Below are 24,880 nucleotides of genomic sequence, written 5' to 3' on the forward strand. Positions count from 1 at the left end.
GTATTTCAGAAGGACCGAGGTGCCTGGGTTTGGGGCGGCTGCGCCACCCAGCGCGGGGCAAGCCCGCTCACTACAGAGTTTGGTGCGGCAGGCTCTCTTAACTGACCAGCATTAGGGCGACTTGGCTGCAGCGCGTGTCGTTATTTCAGGCTTGCCTCGACTTTGCTCGCCACATCATCCGTCACCCACGCCTTCCACACTTCGGGATGCGCCTTGAGAAACGCCTGGGCCACTTCCCGGGGTGGCGTATGATTTTCGCTCATGGTCGCCAAGGCTTTGTTCAGCGGGTCGATGGGGAACTGTACCTTGGTAAAAAACTCCGCGATCTGCGGATGTTCTTTCTGGAACGGCGTCGACACGCCAATGCTCAACTTGGACGCCAGCGAACGCGTTGGCCGTGGGTTGGGGTTGTCCGCGTCGGTCAGGGTCTTCCAGGCCTCGGCATCAAACGCCGGTTCCTCCAGCTGGAGCAGCTTGTAACGCCCCATCAAGGGCGTTGGCGACCAGTAGTAGAACAGCACCGGCTTGCCGCGACGAATCGACGAGGCGATCTCGGCGTCCAGTGCCGCCCCCGAACCGCTGCGAAAATTCACATAGCTATCGTCCAGGCCATACGCCTTGAGCTTTTGTGCGTTGACCACTTCCGAGGTCCAGCCGATAGGGCTGTTGAGAAAGCGCCCTTTGCCGGGTGACTCAGGGTCCTTGAACACCTCTTTGTAGCGCGCCAGGTCCTGCACGGTCTTGAGGTCCGGCGCCAGGGGCTTGAGACCTTTGGCGGGATCGCCCTTGATCACGTATTCCGGCACCCACCAACCTTCCGTGGCGCCCCTGACCGTATCGCCCAGGCCCAGCACCTTGCCTTCAGCCTCAGCCTTGATCCATACGGGACTGCGGCCGGCCCACTCTTCGCCGATCACCTGGATATCGTTTTTCGCCAGGGCGGTTTCCAGGGTGATGGTGGTACCGGGCAAGGTGTCGGTGGGCAGGTCGTAGCCCTTCTCGACGATAAAACGCAGCACCTCGGTGATCAGGCTGCCGCTTTCCCAATTCAGGTCGGCAAAATGCACCGGTGCCTGAGCGGCGGATACCGGCACCGAGGCCAGCGACAGACTCAAGGTCGTCAGGGACGCTGCCAACAGCGATTTCAATCCTTTCATGCCTTCACCTCGCATTTTCGCAGCCATAGCGGGCGGCTTTGCTGCCAATGCGCGAAGCCTCTGAATAGTTAAGTCAACTCAACTGTAGTAGAGGTTCCAAAAGAGCAAGATACACAGCGTGTTCAGGGTTACTCACTGGCCTTGAAGGTCACCAGTTCACCCTTGCGCCACTTGGCGGCCTTGCCGGTCACGGCCTTGAGGGTCTTGGTCAGGCCTTCCTGCAGTTGTTCATTGGCGGCAAACACCAGCATCACGCTGTGGCCTTCCTTGAACAGGATGCCCTGGCCTTCGGCCGAGGAGACAAACGCATAATCGCCCAAGCCGTACACCGTCAACTTGATATCGCGAAACTTGAGTTCGAACTTGCCACCTTCACGGCTGGGCAATACGGCTGCGCGAAAATGGTCGCCGACCTTGAGTTCCAGGCGTGGTTTATCGTCCACGACCATTGCCGTTTCGGTATCGATCTCGGCGATATAAATACCTTCCGGCGTCTGTTCAGTGACATAAACAAAACGGGATTGAAACTGCTTGACCAACTTTGCGCGCAAATCACCCAGCACGAATAACGCGTGCATATCCAGATTACTGACTGCCAAGGAAACGCCCCCACATCAAAAAGGTGCTGTCCGCTGAAGCGGGCAGCACAAAAAAACGGCCATTACGGCGCGATCGCACATTCGTCAAAAAACTGAAGAGACCCCGCTGGGGCGCCATAAGACTCGTACAGACGGGCGCGACAGACCTTGTGCAAGGGCCATCCGGTACCACAGCAGATCACAGGTTCAACAACCCGAGAATACGGGTCGACCAACTTCAGAGAATAACCTTATTAAAAACGCAGTTTCTGACACCTGACACAAAAGAAAAGACTAGAGCATGGAACCAGGCGTGGACTGCCGACGACAATACTAAAACAGCAACACCGAACAAAACCACCCGAAACGCTGCTGATGGGTCAACATGATCGAGCGACAGGAGCTGACGATGAACCGACCTCAACACGACGCTACGTCTTCGCGCATTCGTTCAACATGTCATGATGGGCGCCAATACTACTGCCTGCACAACCCCGATGGGTACTTGAATTCGGTCCTTTATCAGGTGGTTCCGGCCGGAAAGAACTTTTTTCATATTCTTGAAGTCACCAGCGGCAGGGTCAAAGGCTTTCGCAGCGACCATATCCAGGCCTGTGAGTTGGCCAAACAGCTTGAGGCCGGGCTGCAAGCCTTTCAGGCCGGGATTGTTGCGACGCAGGAATGACCGACCGGCACGGCGTACACAGCCCTCAGGGCTGCCTTGGATTCGCGCACGCTCCATTGAGGATAATCCGATAGAACTCTGCCGGGGCCAAAGCCTCACATGCACAACAACCCTCATCCTGCATGGAGACCCCACCATGGACGCGCCTATCCCCACTCTTGAAACCCTGTTCGAACAACTGGGCCTGGACTCGACGCCGCAAGCCATCGACGCATTTATCGCCGCCCATCCGCTGCCTGACGACGTGAAGTTGATCGACGCCCCGTTCTGGACGCCGCAACAAGCACAATTTCTCAAGGAAGAACTGCGCGAGGACGCCGATTGGGCGATCCCGGTGGATGAACTGAACCAGCGCCTGCATCAACCGCAATAACGCACGCCTCAGTGCAGGCTGTCTGACTTTTCCAAGTTCATCAACGCTTGCCAGGCAGCCCTGCACTCCTCTGCTTCATCGCGGCTGGCGAACGCCGTGCCGCGTTGTTCGCCATTGAGCAATACCACCCAACAAGCCTTCTGGCCCAGCTCACGCAGGGTGGCAGGCACACCGCTGCCGATCATCACCGCCACATCGACTTTGTTTTGCATGGAGCTTCTCCGTCGCATTAGTTAGCTGGCTAACAATGTTCAGCATGCTACGGTTTTCTGCCAGTAGGAAAAAGCTATCCCCGGAATAGCTGCGTTGCATAAACCGCAACAATCACTGGCGATGGGGCTTCGCGGCTTCGGGTTTGTAGCCCAGGCGCAAGCCGCCCCAGTGTCGGCCCATGACCATGATCGGCACCGACAAATCGTGCATCAGTTCGCCGGTGTCACGCGTGTAGGTTTGCAACAACACGGCTTGTTGATGGCTGCCACAACGAATCCCCGTACGGTCATCAAACTTGCGCTTGGTGCGATTCTGCACCGCGTCGACCTGGGCATCGCCGGTCAGGGCGTGGGAAAACGCCCTGTTGTGGGTCGGCACGTAACCTTGAGGCGTACAGGCGATGGCAAACACCAGCCCTTCATGGCGCGGTAGCAGGGCTTCCTGGATCGCCGGCAGCACCTGATCGGTGTAACCGTCAAAACGCGTGTGGTACTTGCTCGGGCTGGTATTCGGGATCGGGGTATAGCTGCGGTCGAACAAGTCCTCAAGGCTGATGCGATTCTGCTGGATATCGGCCTCGAACTGTTCGGCAATGCGCGCGGCACCTTCTCGGGCCAGGTCATAGATACGCTGGTGATAGTCATCCAGCCCGACTTGCGCCAGGCGCTCGCTGATCGTTTCAGCCTGGCCTTCCATTTGCACGGCGACCTCGGCCAACTGGCGGGTTTGCTGATCGCTTTCCGACAAATCGCTGCGCATCTGTTCCACGGCATGGAACAGGCTGTCGAGTTGCGCCTGGTTGGTATCGGTGCCTTGGGCAATTTCATTGACCTGCCCTTCCACACCTGCGGCCAGGCTGGCGATGCTTTCCAACTGATCGCCGGCCTGCTCCACCCGCTCGACGCCGATATGCAGGTCCGCCGACAACTGGCGAATCTGCTCCACCACCTGGGCGGTGCGCTGCTGGATATCGGCGACCATCACGCCGACTTCATCGGTGGCGGAGGCCGTACGCCCGGCCAGGCCGCGCACTTCATCGGCCACCACGGCAAATCCACGCCCATGCTCACCGGCACGCGCGGCTTCAATCGCCGCATTCAACGCCAACAGGTTGGTCTGGCTGGCGATGGATTGGATCACCAGGGTCACGCGCTGGATCTCTTCACTGCGCTGGCTCAACGCCTCGATCAGCTCGCGGCTGGCATTGGCGCGCTGGCTGAGTTGGCGCATGCGGGTGATCGACTCAGCCAGCACTTCACGACCTTCGGTGCTGCGTTGGTGGGCCTGGCTGGCCGCCTCCAGGGCCTGACGGCTGAGTTGTGCGGTCACCTGCTCGGTGCCGATCATCACTTCGGCACTGCTGACGATCTGCCTGGCGGCACCCAGCTGCGACTGCACCCGCGCCGCCAGTTGCTTGACCGAATAGGCCACGCCCGCAGCGGAAAGCGCGTTATGACTGGTGGTATAGGACAGATCGCGGGTCAGCTCGCCTATCGCATCGACGGCCTGGGCCGGTGCCACTCGTGGTGTACGAGCTTTGAGGGAAGGCAGCCAGATGACCAGCAAGGCCAGCGGCAGGCAGAGGTATATCGGCAAACCGGCGAACGCCAGGCCCAGCAGTACCAGCACCAGGGCAGTGCTCTGCAAAAATGGCGTCAGCCAGCGGGGGAGCGCGCGCGTCACCGTGTGCGGCGGCACTGATGCGCCCATCAGAGATCCGTCTCCAGCCATCGTCGTTACCCCGCTGCTTGTCGTTATTGTTTCTGCATTAAACGCCACTATCGAGCCATTATCCATGGGCCTTTAGTGGGAGAACCTGCAGTAGATCAATAACCAGGGTGTAACGGATATTTCTCGGGGGAGCCGACGGGACGGCCCCCCGCTCACCGCATCAGGCTTGACGCTGGTGCTTGTCGATCTGTTCGTGGCGCTCTTGCGCTTCGATGCAGTACTTGGTGGTCGGGCTGATCAGCAGGCGCTTGAGGCCGATAGGCTCGCCGCTGTCATCACACCAGCCGAAGGAGTCTTCCTTGATACGCTCAAGGGCGCGCTCAAGTTGCGGCAGCATGCGCTGGTCGCGGTCGATGGCGTTTACCAGCCAGGTGCGCTCTTCTTCAACGGAAGCGGCGTCAGCCGGGTCGGCCGGGGTGTCCAGGCTTTCAATGGCGATGCGGTTCTGTTCAATGCGCGCGTGGTGTTCCACTTTCATGTCTTGCAGCATCTGCTCGAAAAAAGCGTGCTGTTCGGCATTCATGTAGTCATCTGCCGGCATGGCCAGCAACTTTTCCTTTGTCATTGATTTCTCTATAAAAAATACGTGCATTAAGGCGAATAAGGGAGCGTTCCGGTCGACCTCTGCAGGTCTCGGAAGGGCGCCATCCATTCCAAGCGCCACCCGGCACTCAATTTACGAGGGGCGGCAGTCTAAGGCCGACTTGAGAGCGCAGCAACTGAAAAGACAGGCAATTTTTCCGAGATAACCCCCAGAAGCATCAGGACGGGCTCGGAGAATGGTCATCGGAGTGCGTTTATAGCAGGAAAGTTCGTGAAACAGCTATAAGCCGCAAGCTGCAAGCGACAAGCTGTAAAGCTCGGCTTGCCGCTTGTGGCTCATGGCTGCTGACTTGCGGCTGCGCGTCAGCGCTTGAGCTTGCGCTTGTTGCGGTATTGGTCGATGACGACCGCCACCACGATGATCAGGCCCTTGATGATGTCCTGGATATACGCATCCACGCCCACAAAGGTAAACCCGCTGGCCATCACGCCGAGGATCAGTGCGCCGATCACCGTACCGGTAATGCGCCCTACCCCGCCCGTCAGGCTGGTGCCGCCGATCACAGCGGCGGCAATCGCATCCAGCTCGTAGGACATACCCATGCCGGCCTGGCCGGAGGCGGCGCGTGCCGAGGCCACCACACCGGCCAGCCCGGCAAGCAGACCGGCAATGCTGTAGACAATGATCAGATGACGCTTGACGTTGATACCCGAGGTACGCGCCGCCTGCATGTTGCCGCCGATGGCATAGGTGTACTTGCCATATTTGGTATAGCGCAGGGCAATATGGAAGATCACCGCGACCACCAGGAAGATGATCACCGGCATGGCGCCATGGCCGATTGCGGTGTACGAATCCGACAGCATGCTCACCGGCTGGCCTTCCGTGTAGTAACGCGCCAGGCCACGGGCCGAAACCATCATGCCCAGGGTGGCAATGAACGGCGGGATACCGGTGACGGCGATGATACTGCCGTTGATCGCCCCCGCCAGCAGCCCCACGCCCAGCCCCATCGCCACCGGAATCCAGACCGGCAGATCCGTCAGGCTGGGAAACACTGCCCGGGAAAAATCGGACGTCTGCGCCAGGCTGGCGGCGATCATCGCCGACAGTGCCAACACCGAGCCCGAGGACAAATCAATACCGGTGGTGATGATCACCTGGGTCACGCCAATCGCCAGCAGACCGATGATCGACACCTGCAGGATCATCAGCACCAGGCGCTGGGAGTTCATCAGGAAACTCTGGTCGCGCACGATCCAGCCAAACAGTTCGAACACCAACCCGATGCCGATCAGCACCAGCAAAATGCTCAGCTCGGTGGGCAGGCGTCGACGGTTCTTGGCCGGGGCCGTGGCCGGTTTCTTTTCTGTTATCGCATTCATAGCCAATCACCTTCTTATGCTTGCGTCAGTGGACTGCCGTCATACCGGAAGCCAGCTGCATGACTTTTTCCTGGGTCGCATCCGCACGGTCCAGGGTGCCCATCAGTTCGCCTTCGTGCATCACCATCACCCGGTCGCTCATGCCCAGCACTTCGGGCAGCTCCGAGGAAATCATGATCACCGCCATGCCTTCGCTGGCGAGGAAGGCAATCAAGCGATAGATCTCGGCCTTGGCGCCTACGTCGATGCCGCGAGTGGGCTCATCGAGAATCAGCAGCCTTGGGTGGGTCATCAGCCAGCGCGCCAACAGGGCCTTCTGCTGGTTGCCGCCGGACAAGGTGTCGATGCACTGCTCAAGGGAGGGGGTTTTCACCCGCAGCTTCTTGCACATGTCTTCGCACAGCGCGCGCAGGGCCTTCTGCTGGATAAAGCCATTACCCGAATAATGCGGCAGCACCGCCATTTCCATGTTTTCCAGCACCGACAGGCACGGAAACAGACCGCTGAGCTTGCGGTCTTCGGTCAGCAGCGCGAAGCCTTTTTCAATTGCCATGTGCGGGTCCGTGATGCGGACCGCCTTGCCATCAAGGGTGATCTGCCCGCCGTCGCTTGGGGTAATACCGAAAAGGGTCTCTGCGACGTTGGTGCGCCCCGAGCCCATCAGCCCGGCAATACCGAGGATTTCACCGGCGTGCAGGTCGAACGAGACATTCTTGAATACGCCGTCCAGCCTCAGGTCGCGTACCGAGAGCAACAACTCGCCGATCGGCGTCTCGCGCACCGGGAACAACTGGCTCAGTTCGCGGCCGACCATCATCGAGATCAGGCTGTCGCTGTTCATGCTGTCGGCACGTTGCAAACCGATGTACTGGCCGTCACGGAACACCGCCACTTCATCGGCGATGGCGAACACTTCGTTCATTTTGTGCGTGATATAGACAATGCCTTTGCCCTGGGACTTGAGGTCGGCAATGATCGAAAACAGGTGCGCGACTTCCTTGTCGGTAATCGCCGAGGTTGGTTCGTCCATGATCAGGATGTCAGAGTCGTAGGACACCGCCTTGGCGATCTCGACCATCTGCCGTTCGGCGATGCTCAGGTTGCCCACCTGTTCCTCGGGGTCCAGGTTGATGCGCAAGCGCGCCAGCAACTGCGCCGTGCAGCGGTGCATCTCGCGGTGGTTGACCATGTGCAGGCTGTTGAGCTGCTCGCGCCCGATCCAGATATTCTCGGCGATGCTCATGTGCGGCATCAGGTTGAGCTCCTGGTGGATCATCGCGATCCCGGCCTTCTGCGCCGCCAGGGGCGTTTCGAACTTGACCGGCTTGCCCCGCAGGCGAATCTGGCCGGCGTCCGGCTGGTAGATCCCGGCGATGATTTTCATCAGCGTCGACTTGCCCGCACCGTTCTCCCCCATCAGCGCCAGCACCGTACCTGGGCGCACCCGCAGTTGCACATCGGCCAGGGCCACGACACCGGGAAAGCCTTTGCTGACGTTGACGATCTCCAACAGGTAGGGTTCTTGCGGTTCGACAGGGTGGATACCCGGAGGCTGCGAAGCAGTCGCTTGAGCGAGCATAGAAAAGTACTCCATCTGCAGGACGGCCGAGACCGCCCTGCCGGCTTATTGTTGTTATACCAGGGCTACTTGAAGTCTTTGACGTTGTCGGCGGTGATCGGCTTGAACGGGATGACAATGTTCTGTTCGATCGTTTCGCCTTTGGCCATCTTGCGTGCCGCTTCTACCGCGCCGTCCCCTTGGCCTTTGGCGTCCTGGAACACCGACATGGCCAGGTCACCCTTGGCCACCGCGTTCAAACCGTCCTGCGTACCATCGACACCCGCGATCAATACGCTCCCCGGCTTGGTCCCCACCGATTTCAAGGCCATGGCGGCGCCAATCGCCATTTCATCGTTGTTGGAAATCACCGCGTTGAACGCACGGCCCTGGGTCAGCCAGTCGCTGACCAGCGTCATGCCCCTGTCACGCAGCCAGGCGCCGGTCTGTTCCTGCTCGATCTTGATACCCGGATACTTGGCCAAAACTTCCTTGACGCCCTTGGTGCGGTTGGTGGTGGAGTTGTTCGCCAGGTCGCCGAGCAGGATCACAATCGCGCCCTTTCCGCCCAATTTTTCGGCGATGTACTGCATCTGCATGCGGCCGGCCTCTTCATCATTCGACGTCACGGCCGCGACCCCTTTGGGCAGATCCTTCTGATCCGGCCGACGGTTGACGTAGACCAACGGGATGCCGGCTTCGGTTGCCTCCTTGCTGATTCTTGCCGTGGAGGCGGTGTCGACCGGGTTGACGATAATGGCGTCGACTTTCTGGCTGATGAAGTTCTCGACCTGGCTCAGTTGCTTGACCACGTCGGCGCGGGCGTCTTCGAACTGCAGCTGCACACCATCGCCCTTGGGATAGGACTTGGCCTGCTCAAGCATGTACTCGCGCACACTGGTCAGGTAGGTGTCATCGAACTGCGACATGCTTACGCCGATCTTGAGATCGGCGGCCGCGGCAAAGCCGCTGGTCAGCAGGATGGACAGGGCCAGCGCGGTAAAACGGATCGGGGTCTTCATGAACGGTCTGTCTCCACATTTTTTTGTTGGTTTTCTGGACGTTGCGTTGATCAGAGCTCGGCGGGCAGTCGGACCACCGGTGCGCCGGGAATGCAGCACACCAGCGCGCCCTGGTTTTCGACGCACAGCACATTCAGGAAAGAGAAGTAAAACGGACGGGGGCGGGGCAGACCGCGTGACGCAAAGGCGGGGCGTAAAACTCGCAGTACAGCGTTGAAGATTTTCATCTGACGGTACCTGGTTGTTTTTGATCTTGTTTTTGTTGAGTCGTGCGAATCGGGTTCGAACGTACTTTTTTGCAACCTGGAAAAGACTTTATTGGAAAATAATTTCTATATCAATATGTTTTGGAATTTTATTCCATTTTTGTTGAAACCACCTGCTGGCGCTCGGCGCTCAGGCGTGCGGCGTCCAATATACGGGTGGTTTCCAGCGCGTCACAGGCCTCCACCGGCAGCGGGCCCTGGCCTTGCACGGCACGCTGCAACTGACGATAGAACTCGGTCCAGCAGCCTTTCTCCGACGGCACGCGCTCGCGTTCCGGCCCCTGCTCGAACCAACCCCAGCGCCGGTGCTCTTCAGCGCCCCAATGCTCACCTTCGGTTTTCGGTGACTTGCCGGCCATCAAGGCTTCTTCCTGGCCGTCCAGCCCGTCCACGGTGTAACACCCCCCGGTGCCACTCACCCGAAAGCGCGGCGCCTGGCTGTTTTGCAGCGCACTGCCCCACAAATGGGAAATCACGCCATTGGCGTGGGTCAGGCTGACAAAAAACCCGTGGTCGAGGCTGGGGTAGTCGCGGCTGAACTGCAGCTGTGCAAACACCCGGTCCACCGGGCCGAACAGTTGCAGCGCCTGGTCCACCAAGTGGCTGCCCAGGTCCCGCAGCCAGCCGCCGCCGCTGGCATTGCCCACCGCTTGCGGGCTGTAGCGTTCGACCCGGGATTCAAACCGGGTGATCTCGCCCAGGGCACCGGCATCGATGAGCTTGCGCAGGGTCAGGTAGTCCGAATCCCACCGCCGGTTCTGATAGACGCTTAACAGCGAGCCCTGGCGTTCGGCGGCGGTAATCAGCGCCTGGGCCTGCTCGGCAGTGGCGGCGAAGGGTTTGTCGCTGACCACCGCGACACCGTGTTCGATGGCCTCCAGTACCAGCGCCGGGCGGCCCTTGAGCGTGGTCGAAATGACCAGCGCGTCGACACCCGCCTCGACGATCTGGCCGATGTTGTCAAACGCCTTCACCCCGGGATGGTCGCTGTTCAATTGCTGCCGACGTTCCGCTGAGCGTGTCACCACCCCGACAAAGGTGGCCCCTGGCAGTGTGGCAATCAGCGGCGCATGGAAGAATCGCCCGCCGTGGCCGTAGCCGACTAGTCCAATTCGCATGCTTCAACTCCTTCTTGAACGGCAAACCCAATCCATATGTGGGAGGGGGCTTGCTCCCGATGGACTGCGTAGCAGGCTCATTTTTGAGGCCGCTGCGCGGCCTATCGGGAGCAAGCCCCCTCCCACAGGTTCGCTCAGCCGTAGAAGTGCGGGCGCTCAGGGAGACTGACTTTCACAATCTGCTCACTGCCCTGCGCCTCGATACAGGCGTCCGCCGCCACCGCCGCCGCAAACCCATCCCACGCGGAAGGCCCGCCCACCTGGCCTGCGCGCACGCCATCGATGAAGGCTTGCAGCTCCACGTCGTAGGCCGCGATAAACCGGTCTTTCCAATCCATCAGAATCGCATTCGACAGTTTCGCCTCACTGCGTAATTGCACCTGGGACGGCTCCGGCAGTTTGGCGATGCCGGTCTCCCCCACCACTTCGCACTGGATGTCATAGCCGTATTGGCAGTTCACGAACACTTCCACATCGATACGGGTGCCCTTGGCGGTTTCCAGCAGCACGATCTGCGGGTCGCGCAGGTGGGCCAACGCCCTGCTCGACTTGCGTGGGAACACCACTTGCACCGAGACGTAATCGTCGTTGAGCAACCAGCGCAGTACATCCAGCTCGTGGATCAACGTGTCGGTGATCGCCATGTCGGTCTTGTAGTTCTCGCCGACCTTCGGGTTGCGGTGCGCGCAGTGCAACATCAGGGGCTCGCCGATCCGGCCGCTGTCGATCACGGCCTTGAGGGCGCGATAGCCTTCGTCATACGGGCGCATGAAACCGACCTGCACCAGGCGCTTGCCGTATGCCACTTCGGCGTCGACGATCCTGCGGCAGCCCGCGGCCGTCACTGCCAGGGGTTTCTCGCAGAACACCGGCTTGCCGGCGGCGATGGCCGCCAGCACGAACGCTTCGTGGCTCGGCCCCCAGGACGTCACCAGCACCGCCTCGACCTGCGGTGAGGCGATCAGCGCATGGCCGTCCGGGTACACCTCGGCGTCCAGCTTCAAGTCCGCCACCACCTGGGCGGCTTGCGCAAGGTTGATATCGGTCACTGCCACCACCTGGCTGTTGAGCAGGGTCTGGCTGCAACGCCGGATATGGTCCCGGCCGATGGCACCCGTACCGATCACTCCAAGCTTCAACGACATAGATTCATTCCTCTTGTTATTAGTACTGCCGGGCCTTGGCCAGCTGTTCATTGAGTTTTTTCGCCGCCGCATTCGTGCGCTCGCTGGTGGAGACCTGCGCCACGCCCACCCGCCACCACGACAGGTAGCCATGCACCATGGTCTTGGGCAGTACCTTGATGTCGATCAGCGTCGAGACGGTCTGCGTGCGCGCATCGGCCAAGGCCGCTTCCAGTTGCTCCAGCGTGCTCACCTTGTAAGTCTTGCAACCGTACGCCGCCGCACTCATGGCGAAGTCCACCGGCACCAACCCACCATCGAGCTTGCCGCTGTCGGGGTTGCGAAAGCGAAATTCCGTGCCGAAGCTGTCCATGCCATTGCCGAGCTGCAGGTTGTTGATGCAACCGAAGGCCATGTTGTCGAACAGCACCACGTTGATTTTGCGCCGCTCCTGAATCGAGGTGGCGAGTTCCGAATGCAGCATCAGGTAGGAGCCATCGCCCACCAATGCATAGACTTCCCGGCTCGGCTCGGCCAGCTTCGCGCCCAGGGCCGCATTGATCTCGTAGCCCATGCACGAATAGCCGTACTCAACGTGGTAAGTGTTGACGCCCTTGCTGCGCCAGGCGCGCTGCAAGTCGCCGGGCAGGCTGCCGGCGGCGGCGACGATGATCGCGTCGTCGGCCAGGGTCCGGTTCAACACGCCGAGCACGCGGCTCTGGGTCAGGCAGGAGCCGGTCAGCTCGATAAATTCACGCAGCACCGCACGGTCCAGGCGGTCATCGACCTCAGGCACGAAGTCGTCGCCCTGATATTCCACCTGGTGCACACGGTCTACCTCGGCGTCGAACAGTGCCTTGGCCTCTTGGATCTGCTCGCCCCAACCGGCGCGATAATCCCCCAGCGCATCGGCCAGCGCATCAAGGGCGACTTGCGCATCCGCCAGCACTTGCACGCCATCGAGTTTCAACGCGTCGCAGGGGCTGATATTGAGGTTGAGGAACGTCACCTCGGCATGTTTGAACAGCGACTTTGACGAGGTGGTGAAGTCGGTATAACGGGTGCCGACGCCAATGATCAGGTCCGCTTGCGGCGCCAGCAGGTTGGCCGCCAGGCAACCGGTTTCCCCCAGGCCACCGACGTTCAGCGGATGGCTGGAGATCACGGCGCTCTTGCCGGCCTGGGTTTCGGCGAAGGGAATATCAAAACGTTCGGCAAAGGCTTGCAGCGCAGCATTCGCGCCGGAGTAACGCACCCCGCCACCGCAGATGATCAGCGGCTTGCGCTTGCCCCGGAACGCCGCCACGGCATCCTCGATCATCGCCGTGGTGGCCGGGCGACGCTCTAGGCGATGCACGCGCTTTTGCAGGAAATAATCGGGATAGTCCCAGGCTTCGCCCTGCACGTCCTGGGGCAGTGCCAGGGTGACCGCGCCGGTTTCGGCCGGGTCGGTGAGCACACGCATGGCGTGAATGGCCGCCGTCATCAATTGCTCGGGGCGGTTGATACGGTCCCAGTACTTGCTCACGGAACGGAAGGCGTCGTTGGTGCTGATGCTCAGATCATGGAACTGCTCGATCTGTTGCAGCACCGGATCGGGCTGGCGGCTGGCATACACATCGCCGGGCAACAGCAACAACGGGATGCGGTTGGCGGTGGCCGTCGCGGCGGCGGTCAGCATATTCGCCGCACCCGGGCCAACGGACGCCGTGCACGCGTAGATCTTGCGACGCAGGTGCTGCTTGGCGAAACCGATGGCCGCGTGGGCCATGCCTTGCTCGTTGCGCCCCTGATGCACCACCAGGTCGCCGCTGTCCTGCTCCAGGGCCTGGCCCAGGCCGAGCACATTGCCGTGGCCGAAAATCGTGAACACCCCGGCGACAAACTTGCTCTGCACGCCATCGACTTCGATGTATTGGTTATCCAGGAACTTCACCAGGGCCTGGGCCATGGTCAGTCGGGTTGTGGTCATGAAGCGCCCCTTAAAGGTCCAGCAGCCAGCTGTGCTGCGGGTCGTTATGGAAATGCCAGGCACGCTTGGGGCCGGCCATCACGTTCAGGTAATAGGACTCATAGCCATACGGTACGCTGACCGGGTGATAGCCCTTGGGCACCACCACCAGGTCACTGTTTTCCACGGCCATGGCCTGGTCGATACTGCGGTCATCGGTGTAGACGCGCTGGAACACGAAGCCCTGGGGCGGGTTGATCTGGTGGTAGTAGGTTTCTTCGAGAAAGCTCTGGCGCGGCAGGTCGTCGGTGTCGTGCTTGTGCGGCGGGTAGCTCGACGAATGCCCGGACGGCGTGCGCACTTCCACCACCAGCAGCGAATGCGCCGGCTCGCTGTCGGGCAGGATGTCGCAGACATAGCGGGTGTTGGCGCCCTTGCCGCGCACGCTGCGCCTGCATTGTTCGGGGCGGATCAGTCGCGGTTCGAAACCCGGTGCACCGGGCGCGGCGCAAACGGCGATCTGCACATCGCTCAACGCCGTCACCTGGGCCTCGGTGCCGGGCGGCAGGTAGGCGGCGAACGGAGACTTCTCCTCGAACACCGACTGGCGATCACCGAGGTTCTGCCAGTTGAAGCCCTCGCCCTGGATATCGACCCGGCCACTGAGCAGCACCAGGCACAGCTCGTTATCCCCGGCACTGACCGGCAGGGTTTCGCCCAGGCTCAGGCGGTAAGCGGAAAAACCCACGTACTCCAGGCGCCCGGCTTCCAGGGCCACCATGGTTTGTCCGCGTTTGCTGCTTTTGACCAGCAAGCTCATCACTCAAACCCTCTCGTCGAGAAGTGCACGCAAGGTGTCATAACCCTTTTTGGCGTAGATATAGCTAGGCGCAACGGCCGGGTCCTGCTCGGCCTCCACCACCAGCCAACCCTGGTAGTTCGCGGCCAGCAGCACATCGAGCAATTCGGCAAAATCGATATCGCCGTCACCCGGCACCGTGAAGGTGCCGTTGACGATGCAATCGGGAAAGCTCCACATCTGGTTGCGGGCCAGTTGCACCACCGCTTTGCGTACGTCCTTGAAATGCACGTGGCAGATGCGGTCGATGTGTTTGCGCAGCACCTCGATGGGTTCGCCACCGCCCATGTAGCAATGGCCGGAGTCGAACAGCAGGCCGACTTCAGGGCCTGTGCGGCGCATCAGCTGGTCGATGTCTTCGGGAGACTCGACGTAGGCGCCCATATGGTGGTGGTAGGCCAACCGCACCCCTTGGGACAGGGTGAAACGCGCCAATTCAGTGAGTTTGTCGGCGTATGCCTGCCAGGCTTGCTCGCTGTGCAGCCGCGGGCGCTCGATCAGGCGCACACGCGAACCCTGGATGGAGTCGGCGACTTCGCCATACACCAGCACCTGGGCGCCGTTCTGTTTGAGCAGCTCGACATGGCCGGCGATGGCTTCGATTTCTTCGGCCACCGAACGTCGCGCCAGACGGCTGGAGTACCAGCCGGAGACCAGCGCCAGGTCATAGGGGCGCAACACATCGCCGACGCCCTTGGCGTCCTTGGGAAATTTACCGTTGAGTTCAAAACCTTCGTAGCCGATGTCCTTGCCTTCGCTGAGGGCGGTGCTCAAGGGAGTCTCACCGCCCAGGGCCGGCAGGTCGTCGTTGCTCCAGGAGATCGGGTTGATGCCAATTCGGATTGCGGGCATGGCTGCACCTTTTTTATTTTTCAGGTATCGCTGAGATCTGCTTTATGTGGGAGGGGGCTTGCTCCCGATAGCGGTGAATCAGACAAAACTTCTATAGCTGAACCACCGCCATCGGGAGCAAGCCCCCTCCCACATTTGATTGCATTGCATATTTGGAATTGTGATCAGGTTCGGGAACTGCGCCAGGCATTGATCAGTTGCTCGAACGTCGCCTGCACGCGCTGGATCAGGGTCTCGTCATCGATCTCCCCCGCCATCCACGCCTGGCTCGGCTCCTGGAAGATCGTACGGCCCACGGCGAAACCACGGCAGGTGGTGCTGTGGCTGGCCTGCTGGAAGCCATCGGCCAGGCATTGCGCCGACGCGTTCAGGCCCAGCAGCACCACGCCACGGCAGTACGGGTCGCGCTCTTGAATCAGTTCGTCGAGCTTTTTCCAGTCCTCGGCCGACTGCGCCTCGATCTTCCACCACGCCGGGTAGATGCCCAGGTTGTACAGGCGCTTGAGGCTGCGATACAGCACCTCCGGGTAAGGGGATGGATGATCCTTGGGCGGGATGACCTCCAGCAGCAGTTCATGGCCGCTGACCAGCGAGGCCTCGTACAGCGCCTTGAGTTGCGCTTCCTGTTCCAGGCGCAGCAGCGGCTCGTCGTCCGGATGAAATTGCACCAGGCACTTGATGATTTGCTCCTGAGGCCAGGCGATCAAGTTGCTGCCGACCGAACGCCCATGCTCGAACGCCAGGGGCCGCGAGTTTTGCACTTCCACCGGGCGCGCGATCCACCAGCCGCGACCGCTGGCGGCGTTGAGCGCATCCTGGCCAAAACGCTGGTCGGCCAGCAGGCCCACATCGGCCTCGACGCCCTGCTCGCCAAGTTTTTTCTCCACCCGTTCGATGGCCTGGATAAACAGTTGCTTGATGTCGCTGATGCGCGCCGGGCCCTGGCCGCCCTTTTGCGCCAGGTCGACCAATTGCCAGCGATGGTCGAACGCAAACACGAACAACGGCTTCCAGACCTTGCGCGGCACCGTGACGCGATGCAGGCGTTGCAGGGTAACGTCCTGATCCGGCCGCGTGATAGGCACCGGGCTGTTGAACAGGTAATCCAGTTCAGCAGGTGTGGGCATCGCCGGGGCACAGGCATGGCGCGACACCACCAGGCCGCCGCAGGCATTGGCCAACTGGCTGCAACGCTCATCGCTGGCATCGTTCAGCCAACCGCTGAGGAAGCCCGACATAAACGCATCGCCGGCGCCCAGCACATTGAGCACTTCCACGCGCACACCGGGGTAGATCGCCCCGTCTTCCAGTCGCGCCGGGATGGCGCCGTGGATCACCGTGCAGCCCTGCGGGCCGAGCTTGACCACCAGGGTGGCCGGGGTCAGTTCGCGCACATTGCGCAGGGCGCTCAGCAAGTCCTCACTGCCACCGGCGATCAGGAACTCTTCTTCGGTGCCCACGATCAGGTCAAAACGCGGCAGGATTTTCTGCACGTGCTGGCTGACATTCTGGTCGGCGACAAAACGGGTTTCACCGTCCGCCTTGCCGGCCAGGCCCCACAGCACCGGGCGGTAGTCAATGTCCAACACGCGCTTGACGTTGTGCCTGGCGGCATAGTCCAGTGCCTGGATGCTGGCCTTGTACACGCCATCGGTGGAGAAATGCGTACCGGTGATCAGCAGGGCTTTGCTGGAGGCAATAAAGGCTTCGCTGATGTCTTCGGCGCGCAGGGCCATGTCTGCGCAGTTTTCGCGGTAGAACACCAGGGGGAAGGTTTCCCGGTCCTTGAGGCCAAGCAGCACCAGGGCGGTGAGGCGTTCAGGATCGACTTTGATGCCGCTGACATCGCAGCCCTCACGGGCCAGGGATTCCACCAGGAAACGCCCCATATGGTCGTCCCCTACCCGGCTCAGCATCGCCGACTTGAGCCCCAGGCGTGCGGTGCCGAAAGCGATATTGGCGGAGGACCCGCCGAGGTACTTGGCGAAGCTGGACACGTCCTCAAGCCGCGCGCCCACTTGCTGTGCGTAGAGGTCGACGCCCAGTCGCCCGAGGCAAATCAGATCCAATTGACGCCCACTGGCAAAACGAGTCTGGCCCATGCTGGCTCCTGTTATTTTTATCAGCCTGCGTTGTACTGCCGTGGCGACAGCAAACGCTCTTGGTGGGAGCAGACTAGAACGTCCGGGGAGCGCAATCAATATTTATTCCATATTTATTTTTTGTGGAATATTTTTTCCAATACACTGACATAATGGCTCGCCATTCGCCGTGCATCGTTTCAGCACGCCGCGCGGGCCGTGATGCCGGGGTATTTTTTTGCGCCTACCCTGTAGACTTGCGCCACCCACCCGCGCAACAGACGAAAACGCCAGAAGGATTGCCCATGTCCCGCACCGATCCCGAGACTACCCTGGAAGCCACGCTCGCCAGCCCTCCGATCAATGCCGAGCGCCTGTTGCAACTGATCACCGACGAATACGAAAGCCTGCCGCGTCAGCTCAAGCGCATTGCCAGCTACATGAGCCAGCAGCGCGACCGGATCATGGTCGACCGCATCAGCGATATCGCCCGCGAATGCGAAGTGCACCCCTCCGCCATCGTGCGTTTTTCGCAACGGTTCGGCTTCAGTGGGTTCAGTGAGATGCAGGCGTTGTTTCGCGAGGCGTATACCCACAAGACCACGCCGGTACAGAACTACCAGCAGCGCATCCGCAGCATGATCGCCAACAAGTCGCAGAAAGCCAGCGGCGGCGACCTGGCACGTGAATGCGTCAACGCCACGCTGTCCGGCATAGAGCGCCTGGGGCTGGAACTCGATGACGCGGCGTTCGAAAAAGCCGTGGACCTAGTGGTCAATGCCGACAATATCTATGTGGTCGGCGTGCGCCGTTCCTTCGCCGTCGCCGATTACCTGGTCTACAACCTGCAGCACACCAACAAGCGCATTCACCTGATCTCAGGCTTGGGCGGCAGCTACCGCGAGCAGATGCGCAGCGTACGGGCCAACGACCTGGTGATCGCCATCAGCTTCACGCCCTACGGCAAAGAGACCCAGCACTGCCTGCGCATCGCCCAGCACCAGCAGGCCAAGACCCTGATCATCACTGACAGCAACCTCTCGCCCCTGGCCAAGCGGGCGAACACGGTGCTGTTGGTGAACGAAGGTTCCTCGTTCGCCTTCCGCTCGTTGAGCGCCACCTTGTGCCTGTGCCAGGCGCTGTTCATTGCAGTGGCGTATCGCCTGGAATTGAAGGTGGACGAGATTCATGAACAGGTCGGGTTCGAAGACTGAGCGACAGACACCGACTCACATTGCGATCAGCAACTTTGTCAGCACCCGCCCGTGAAAACGGATCTGCGCCAGGGTCAGCGCGGTGTAGCCGATGATCACCGCCGGCGGCAGGCTGGCCTCTACGCAGAACTTGCCCAAGGCCTGCAGCGCCAACCCGACGGCAGCGGCCCGCTCACAGAAGTCCTGCTCTTCCACACCCGGCGGCAACCACAGGACAAAGTGCAACCCGGCCTGCTGGCCACTCACTGAGCAGCCATCCGGCAGGCACGCGAGCAATGCATCGCGCCGCGCCTGATAAGCCTGGCGCGAAGCGCGCAGGTGCCGCACAAAGGCACCGCTGCCAAGCAACTCCACCAACCCCAGCTGATCCGTGGCGCCCACTGAATGCCCGGTCAGTTGCAGGGTGCGCAATAGCGCTGGGCGCAACGCCTTGGGCACCACCATGAACCCCACGCGCAAACCGGGAAACAGGTTCTTGTTGAAGCTGCCGCAGTAGAGCACCCGGTCGCCGCAATCCAGGGATTTGAGCGCCGCCAGGGGGGCGCTGTTGTAGTTGTACTCGCTGTCGTAGTCGTCTTCGATCACCCAGGCGTCGGCGCGGGCGGCCCAGTCCAGCAACGCCAGGCGCCGCGACACCGAGAGGGTCATGCCCAGCGGCGCCTGGTGCGCCGGGGTCACATAGGCCAGGCGTGCGGTGGAAGGCAGTTGCGCGCAATCCAGGCCCTCGGCCGTCACCGGCACGGCCTTGACCTGTGCACCCGCCAAGCCGAACAGGCGACGTGCGGGTGTGTAACCGGGGTCTTCAACGCAGGCCGTGTCACCGGGCTTGAGCAGCGTGCGGGCGATCAGGTCGAGGGCGTGGCGAATGCCGGTGGTGACGATCACTTCATCGGCCTCGCATTGCAGGCCGCGATAGCTGCGCAGGTAATCGGCGATCTGTTCTCGCAAGGCCGGCAGCCCGGCCAGGTGGGCGGCTTCCAGCACACCAGGGCCCACGCGGAGCAAGCCACGGGAGATGCAACGCGCCCAGGTTTTCAAGTCGAACAGGCCGGCATCCGGGCGCCGTGCCACGAAAGGCACGTGGCTCTGCACCACCGCGTCAGGCTGATCAGGCAACGCCGCACGGCGTGCGCTTGCGCTGGGCGCCGCAGCCGCAATGAACTGTTCGGGGATCACCGCACATACCCGCGTGCCCGAGCCGGCCACCCGCTGCACATAGCCTTCGCCCTGCAAGCGCTCATAGGCCGCCTCAAGTGTGCCACGCGATACCAACCAGCGCTCAGCCAGACTGCGCGTAGACGGCAAGCGACTGCCCGCCGGCAGTTGCCGGTTCAGGATGGCGGTACGCAACGCATCGTAAGCGCCCTGCTGCTTGCCTGCGTCCAAGGCGGTGGGACGCGGCAGGTCCAAGGCGGATGCGGCTTTTCCTCGACTCATAAGTGGTCCATTCACTCCAGACATAAGTGGCCCAAAGGATTAAACCACAAAGCCAGTAGAGTTCGAGGCTCCACGAACGGTATCGAGGCTTTCCATGACACAACGCACCCTCTCCACGGGATTCTGGCTGGTGCTGCTGACCCTCCTGATCGCCTTGCCGCGCATCACCCTGGACCTGCACCTGCCGGCCCTGCCCGCCATGGCCGACTATTTCCAGGCCCGCGACGCCCAATTGCAATTGACCCTCACGCTGTACACCCTGGGTTCGGCGATTTCCCTGCTGGTCAGCGGCCCGCTGACCGACCGCTTCGGTCGTCGACCGGTGCTGCTGAGCGGCCTGTTCCTGTATGTGGCGGCCACCGCCGCCTGCGCCGGGTCCGACAACCTCGGCGTGCTGATCATCGCCCGCTTGTTCCAGGCCCTGGGCGGATGCTGCACCACGGTGATCGGCCGGGTGATCGTGCGCGACTACTTCGACCGCCAGGAGCAGGCACGTCTGCTGGGCTTGATCTCCATGGCCATGGCCGTGTCGCCGATGGCCGCCCCCGTGCTGGGTAGCCTGCTGCTGCCGTTGATCAACTGGCGCGGGCTGTTCGTGCTGCTCGGGTTGATCGGGGCCGCGCTGTCTGTGGTGGTGTATCAGCGCTTGCCGGAAACCCGTCCGGCAGAGGTGGCTGCCGCGCCGCCGCGCAATCTGTTGCAGCTCTACGGCCAACTGCTGCGTGACCGCTATTTCCTGCGCTATTCGCTCGCCATCGGCTGCGTCTACAGCACCTACTTTCCGTTCATCAGTGAGTCGTCAGCTTTGCTGCAACGCGGCTTTCACTTGTCTGCCACGGCTTACGCGCTGGTGTTTGCCGCCACGATCAGCGGCTACATGCTCGGCGCGAACCTGTTTCGGCGGCTGGTACAACGTTTCGAACCCGACCGTTTGATCAGCGCCGCAATCGGCTTGAACATCGTCGGCAGTGCGACACTTGCCACCGCGACTTCTGTTTTGCCGGGAGAATGGTTGGCGATTGTGCTGCCGATGGTGGTGATCATGGTGTCGGTGGGCATGGCGATTCCAGCTTGCCAACTGTCGGTGTTGCAGCCGTATGGCGCGGTGGCCGGGACGGCTTCGGGGCTGTTCTTCTTTATCCAGATGTTCCTGACGGCCGTGGGCAGCTGGCTCACCGGGTTGCTGTCGGATGGCACTTCAACCCCGCTGGTGATCATGACGTCAGCGGCGAGTGTGTTGCTGCTCAGCGGTTGGCTGACGCTGCGCAAAACAAAATGTGGGAGCGGACTTGCTCGCGAAAGCGGTGTGTCAGTCAGCTGATAATCGCTGAAAGACAGCCTTCGCAAGCAAGCACGCCCCCACAAGGGACCGAGCCAGGCTCAGGTTAGTGCATGAAGATCGCGATCAGGATGATGACCGGGATAGGCACGCCGAGAAACCACAAGAGTAATGAGCGCATGAGAGTGTTCTCCTTGAATTAACGAACGTAGGTTTCGGTTTCGACATACACCACGGCATCCCGACGGCGACCGCCGAACGTGGCGGCGAAGCTGGCGAAGAAGGCACCGATCAACAGCGTGATGAAGGTCCACAGCGACGTGTAGGCAGCGACTTTGGCAGCGGTGTCGGCGGCTTGCTTGGCTTTGAGCTTGGCGTCTTCGATGGCTTTGCGGGCATCGCCGTAGACCTTGTCGATACGCGCTTCGGCGTCAGCCTGGCTGAGGTTGGTGCGCTGGCTGATCAACTGGGCCAGGTAGGTCCGGTCTTCAGGAGCGAGCTGGCCGTCGTTGCTCAGGGTGCGGGTGAAGATACGTGCAACCACGCCATGGGCGGCATCATCGCTGACGGCGGCTGGGCGGTCATCGCGGAACAGGCTGTCGACGTAATAATCGAAGTCGCCACTGTTGGCGCCTTTGGCAGCACCGCCGGCTGCTTGAGTCAGGCCGCTGGCGGCACCCGAGGCAACCGCCGCACCGGCTTTGACACCGCCGCTGACGACGCTGCTGACCGAGCCGACCACCAGCACTGCGGTGATCAGCGTCGCGACGGCCCAGGCCAGGAAACCATGGGCGGTGTCGCGAAAGTACACCTCATCCGTGTGCATATTGGCCCACTTCACCCGCAACCGACCGGCGATGTAACCACCGAGCCCGGACGCGACGATCTGGGTGAAGGCCAGCCAGACGATGGTAGAAATGCCAAGCCCCTTGGCACTGATCCCGCTGTCGGCCCACGGCGAAACCGCCGAGAACCCCAGGCCGAAGCCCAGCAGTACCAGAATCAGGGAAAGTGCAGCGGCAGCTGCGGCCCCGGCAAAGATAGCCCCCCAGGAAACCCCGGAGAGCGTGCTTGATTCTTGCAGCGTGGATGAGGATGTGATCATTGTTGTTTAGCTCCAGGCATGAAAAATAGTGTTACAAGTCCCAAAAAGGACAGTGCAGGCACCATGCCAGTCGCCGACAAAAATAAATCCTATATATTTCAAACAGTTAAATAACTTGAACTTCTCGAAATCATGCAACTTGCAAGAATGAGCCGTGAGAGGTGGGCGTTATGCACTTCCACCCAGCGAATGCTCGATTTGCCTAACATGAATATTTTTTTAGTAAGCCCGCTATCATTTCTTGGCAAAATGCCCCCACTTCTAGTGTGAACGCTCACCAGGTAATCCTATGACACGCATTTTGACCATCGAGGATGACGCCGTAACGGCCCGCGAGATCGTCGCCGAGCTGAGTAGCCATGGACTGGATGTCGACTGGGTGGACAACGGCCGTGAAGGCCTGGTCCGTGCCGTAAGCGGAGATTACGACCTGATCACCCTCGACCGCATGCTGCCGGAACTCGATGGCCTGGCCATCGTCACCACGCTGCGGACCATCGGGGTGTCGACGCCGATCCTGATGATCAGCGCCCTCTCCGACGTCGACGAGCGTGTGCGCGGCCTGCGCGCCGGTGGCGATGATTACCTGACCAAACCGTTCGCTTCCGATGAAATGGCCGCCCGGGTCGAAGTACTGCTGCGGCGCAAAAGCACGGTCAAGGAACTCGAAACCGCCCTGCGCGTGGCCGACCTGGAACTGAACCTGATCACCCGCGAAGCCAGCCGTGCCGAACAGCCGCTGAGCCTGTTGCCCACCGAATACAAACTGCTGGAATTCCTGATGCGCAACACCGGGCAGATCCTGTCGCGGATGATGATCTTCGAGGAAGTCTGGGGTTACCACTTCGATCCCGGCACCAACCTGATCGACGTGCACATCGGTCGCCTGCGCAAAAAAATCGATCCACCGGGCCTCACGCCGTTGATCCGCACGGTACGAGGTTCCGGGTATGTCATTGCTGAACCCCTCTAAGGGCTGGCGCTCCTCCAGCAGCCGCTTGCTGGCGCTGTACAGTTCGTTGTTCGTGGCGTGGAGCTGCATCCTCATGGGGGTGCTGTACTACGAGGTCTCGGGCTACCTGGGCGACTTGTCGCGTCACTCCCTGATGCAGCGTCAACACCTGTTCCAGCGCTTTGACGGCGAGGAACTGGTCGAGGCACTGACCACCAGCATGACCTTCGACATGAAGGGCGTGGACGCCTACGGCCTGTTCGATGAACAGTTCCGCCCATTGAGCGGGCCGATCCGTGCGGTGCCGCCCGACCTGCCCCTGGACGGCAAGATCCACGCCCTGGCCAATTGCGTCGACTCCAACGACCCCAAGCTGCCCAAGGACAGCTGCGACGCCGTCGCCACCCACACCGAAGACGGCCGCTGGCTGGTACTGGTGCGCGCCAACGGTTCATTGTTCGGTGTCACCCGGATCATCTGGCATGCCCTGTTGTGGGCCCTGTCCCTGACGATCATCCCCGGCGCGGCCGGTTGGCATCTATTGCGGCGCCAGCCGCTACGACGCATTCGCGGGATTCAGGCCAGCGCCGAGGCCATCGTCGCCGGCGACCTGACGCACCGCCTGCCGCTGTCCAATCGGCGTGACGAACTGGATATGCTGGCGGCCATCGTCAACGCCATGCTCGACCGCATCGAAAAACTGATGAATGAGGTCAAGGGCGTCTGCGACAACATTGCCCATGACCTGCGCACCCCGCTGACACGCTTGCGCGCCCAGCTCTACCGCATCAAGCAACAAGCCGAAGAAGACTCCGCCCACGCGGTGAAACTGGATGACGCCATCGCCGAGACCGACACCCTGATGGCGCGCTTTCGCGGGCTGCTGCGCATCTCCGAGCTGGAAGACCACCAGCGGCGCTCGGGTTTTCTGGTGATGGACCCGTTGCCGCTGCTGCGCGAACTGCATGATTTCTACCTGCCCCTGGCGGAAGAAGGCGAAGTGGAATTGGTGCTGCAGATCCCCGAATCCCTGCCGTGGATCACCGGCGACCGCGCGTTGCTGTTCGAAGCCTTGAGCAACCTGTTGAGCAACTCGATCAAGTTCACCCCCTCCGGGGGCAAAGTCATCCTGCGCGCCGCCACGGACATGGGCAGCACGCGGATCGAAGTACTCGACTCCGGCCCCGGCATTCCGGTGGCCGAACGCAAATCGGTGTTCCAACGCTTCTATCGGGTGGATGAAAGCGATCAGCAGGGCGGCTTCGGCTTGGGTCTCTCGATCGTCGCGGCGATCATCAACCTGCATGGCTTCAAGCTGGAGGTCGGCACCAGTGAACTGGGCGGCGCCCGGCTGGTGCTGGAATGCCGCCAGCAATTGATCCCCGAGTAACGCCGC

Annotated in this window: 23 protein-coding genes; 6 read left to right on the top strand and 17 right to left on the bottom strand. The window is 61.2% G+C overall.

Going from position 1 to position 24,880, the window contains the following annotated elements:
* Window positions 1–140 precede the first annotated feature (140 nt).
* Entirely contained in the window at window positions 141–1,157 is a 1,017-nt protein-coding gene (locus ACQRBT_RS24550) for an ABC transporter substrate-binding protein (RefSeq protein ID WP_412046796.1), read from the bottom strand.
* Between the two features lie 128 nt (window positions 1,158–1,285).
* Entirely contained in the window at window positions 1,286–1,735 is a 450-nt protein-coding gene (locus tag ACQRBT_RS24555; RefSeq protein WP_060757163.1) for a hypothetical protein, read from the bottom strand.
* Window positions 1,736–2,144: 409 nt separating this feature from the next.
* Between ACQRBT_RS24555 and ACQRBT_RS24560 the strand changes: the two genes are divergently transcribed.
* Window positions 2,145–2,420, top strand: coding sequence for a hypothetical protein (locus ACQRBT_RS24560; RefSeq protein ID WP_244383731.1), 276 nt, complete (start codon window positions 2,145–2,147; stop codon window positions 2,418–2,420).
* A 136-nt stretch (window positions 2,421–2,556) separates the two neighbouring features.
* Entirely contained in the window at window positions 2,557–2,793 is a 237-nt protein-coding gene (locus tag ACQRBT_RS24565; RefSeq protein WP_060757165.1) for a DUF2789 domain-containing protein, read from the top strand.
* Window positions 2,794–2,801: 8 nt separating this feature from the next.
* Here ACQRBT_RS24565 and ACQRBT_RS24570 read toward each other — a convergent pair whose 3' ends face one another.
* From ACQRBT_RS24570 to ACQRBT_RS24630, 13 genes are all read right to left on the bottom strand, one after another.
* Window positions 2,802–3,005 (bottom strand): hypothetical protein, encoded by a 204-nt coding sequence (locus tag ACQRBT_RS24570; RefSeq protein WP_060757166.1) that lies wholly within the window; start codon window positions 3,003–3,005, stop codon window positions 2,802–2,804.
* A gap of 112 nt (window positions 3,006–3,117) precedes the next feature.
* Window positions 3,118–4,803 (bottom strand): methyl-accepting chemotaxis protein, encoded by a 1,686-nt coding sequence (locus ACQRBT_RS24575; RefSeq protein ID WP_427851687.1) that lies wholly within the window; start codon window positions 4,801–4,803, stop codon window positions 3,118–3,120.
* Window positions 4,804–4,897: 94 nt separating this feature from the next.
* Complete coding sequence (locus ACQRBT_RS24580; protein WP_060757168.1) at window positions 4,898–5,302, bottom strand: TraR/DksA family transcriptional regulator; 405 nt, start codon at window positions 5,300–5,302, stop codon at window positions 4,898–4,900.
* A 341-nt stretch (window positions 5,303–5,643) separates the two neighbouring features.
* Window positions 5,644–6,666, bottom strand: a complete 1,023-nt coding sequence (locus ACQRBT_RS24585; protein WP_412046795.1) for an ABC transporter permease — start codon at window positions 6,664–6,666, stop codon at window positions 5,644–5,646.
* A gap of 25 nt (window positions 6,667–6,691) precedes the next feature.
* Entirely contained in the window at window positions 6,692–8,245 is a 1,554-nt protein-coding gene (locus ACQRBT_RS24590) for a sugar ABC transporter ATP-binding protein (protein WP_412046794.1), read from the bottom strand.
* Between the two features lie 65 nt (window positions 8,246–8,310).
* Window positions 8,311–9,246, bottom strand: a complete 936-nt coding sequence (locus ACQRBT_RS24595) for a sugar ABC transporter substrate-binding protein (RefSeq protein ID WP_412046793.1) — start codon at window positions 9,244–9,246, stop codon at window positions 8,311–8,313.
* 50 nt (window positions 9,247–9,296) lie between these two features.
* A complete protein-coding gene (locus ACQRBT_RS24600) occupies window positions 9,297–9,473 on the bottom strand; it encodes a hypothetical protein (protein ID WP_162843538.1) in 177 nt (58 codons plus the stop codon).
* 128 nt (window positions 9,474–9,601) lie between these two features.
* Window positions 9,602–10,630, bottom strand: a complete 1,029-nt coding sequence (locus ACQRBT_RS24605) for a Gfo/Idh/MocA family protein (RefSeq protein ID WP_412046792.1) — start codon at window positions 10,628–10,630, stop codon at window positions 9,602–9,604.
* 134 nt (window positions 10,631–10,764) lie between these two features.
* Window positions 10,765–11,775, bottom strand: coding sequence for a Gfo/Idh/MocA family protein (locus ACQRBT_RS24610; RefSeq protein WP_412046791.1), 1,011 nt, complete (start codon window positions 11,773–11,775; stop codon window positions 10,765–10,767).
* A gap of 19 nt (window positions 11,776–11,794) precedes the next feature.
* Window positions 11,795–13,726, bottom strand: coding sequence for a 3D-(3,5/4)-trihydroxycyclohexane-1,2-dione acylhydrolase (decyclizing) (iolD, locus tag ACQRBT_RS24615; protein WP_412046790.1), 1,932 nt, complete (start codon window positions 13,724–13,726; stop codon window positions 11,795–11,797).
* A gap of 10 nt (window positions 13,727–13,736) precedes the next feature.
* The gene (gene iolB / locus ACQRBT_RS24620; protein WP_060757175.1) at window positions 13,737–14,525 is read right to left on the bottom strand and encodes a 5-deoxy-glucuronate isomerase; all 789 of its coding nucleotides are present in this window, start codon (window positions 14,523–14,525) and stop codon (window positions 13,737–13,739) included.
* Between the two features lie 3 nt (window positions 14,526–14,528).
* Entirely contained in the window at window positions 14,529–15,416 is an 888-nt protein-coding gene (iolE, locus tag ACQRBT_RS24625; protein ID WP_060757176.1) for a myo-inosose-2 dehydratase, read from the bottom strand.
* A 164-nt stretch (window positions 15,417–15,580) separates the two neighbouring features.
* Window positions 15,581–17,518 carry a bifunctional 5-dehydro-2-deoxygluconokinase/5-dehydro-2-deoxyphosphogluconate aldolase gene (locus tag ACQRBT_RS24630; RefSeq protein WP_412046789.1) on the bottom strand — a complete coding sequence of 646 codons (1,938 nt, stop codon included), beginning with the start codon at window positions 17,516–17,518 and terminating at the stop codon, window positions 15,581–15,583.
* A gap of 284 nt (window positions 17,519–17,802) precedes the next feature.
* Here ACQRBT_RS24630 and ACQRBT_RS24635 point away from each other — a divergent pair, with 284 nt between their 5' ends.
* Window positions 17,803–18,711 carry a MurR/RpiR family transcriptional regulator gene (locus ACQRBT_RS24635; protein ID WP_060757178.1) on the top strand — a complete coding sequence of 303 codons (909 nt, stop codon included), beginning with the start codon at window positions 17,803–17,805 and terminating at the stop codon, window positions 18,709–18,711.
* A 15-nt stretch (window positions 18,712–18,726) separates the two neighbouring features.
* Here ACQRBT_RS24635 and ACQRBT_RS24640 read toward each other — a convergent pair whose 3' ends face one another.
* Window positions 18,727–20,148 (bottom strand): PLP-dependent aminotransferase family protein, encoded by a 1,422-nt coding sequence (locus ACQRBT_RS24640; RefSeq protein WP_412046788.1) that lies wholly within the window; start codon window positions 20,146–20,148, stop codon window positions 18,727–18,729.
* Window positions 20,149–20,242: 94 nt separating this feature from the next.
* Between ACQRBT_RS24640 and ACQRBT_RS24645 the strand changes: the two genes are divergently transcribed.
* Window positions 20,243–21,469, top strand: coding sequence for a multidrug effflux MFS transporter (locus ACQRBT_RS24645; RefSeq protein WP_412046787.1), 1,227 nt, complete (start codon window positions 20,243–20,245; stop codon window positions 21,467–21,469).
* Between the two features lie 157 nt (window positions 21,470–21,626).
* Here ACQRBT_RS24645 and ACQRBT_RS24650 read toward each other — a convergent pair whose 3' ends face one another.
* Window positions 21,627–22,532, bottom strand: a complete 906-nt coding sequence (locus ACQRBT_RS24650; protein WP_060757181.1) for a hypothetical protein — start codon at window positions 22,530–22,532, stop codon at window positions 21,627–21,629.
* A gap of 289 nt (window positions 22,533–22,821) precedes the next feature.
* On the opposite strand from ACQRBT_RS24650, the gene ACQRBT_RS24655 reads away from it, so the two are divergent.
* Entirely contained in the window at window positions 22,822–23,505 is a 684-nt protein-coding gene (locus ACQRBT_RS24655; protein WP_060757182.1) for a response regulator transcription factor, read from the top strand.
* On the top strand, window positions 23,483–24,874 hold the full coding sequence (locus tag ACQRBT_RS24660; protein WP_060757183.1) for a sensor histidine kinase: 1,392 nt from the start codon (window positions 23,483–23,485) through the stop codon (window positions 24,872–24,874). The genes ACQRBT_RS24655 and ACQRBT_RS24660 overlap by 23 nt, the downstream gene beginning before the upstream one ends.
* Window positions 24,875–24,880: the final 6 nt, after the last annotated feature.

The sequence above is a fragment of the Pseudomonas sp. R19M genome (genome assembly GCF_050312585.1).
Classification (GTDB): Bacteria; Pseudomonadota; Gammaproteobacteria; order Pseudomonadales; family Pseudomonadaceae; genus Aquipseudomonas; species Aquipseudomonas palleroniana.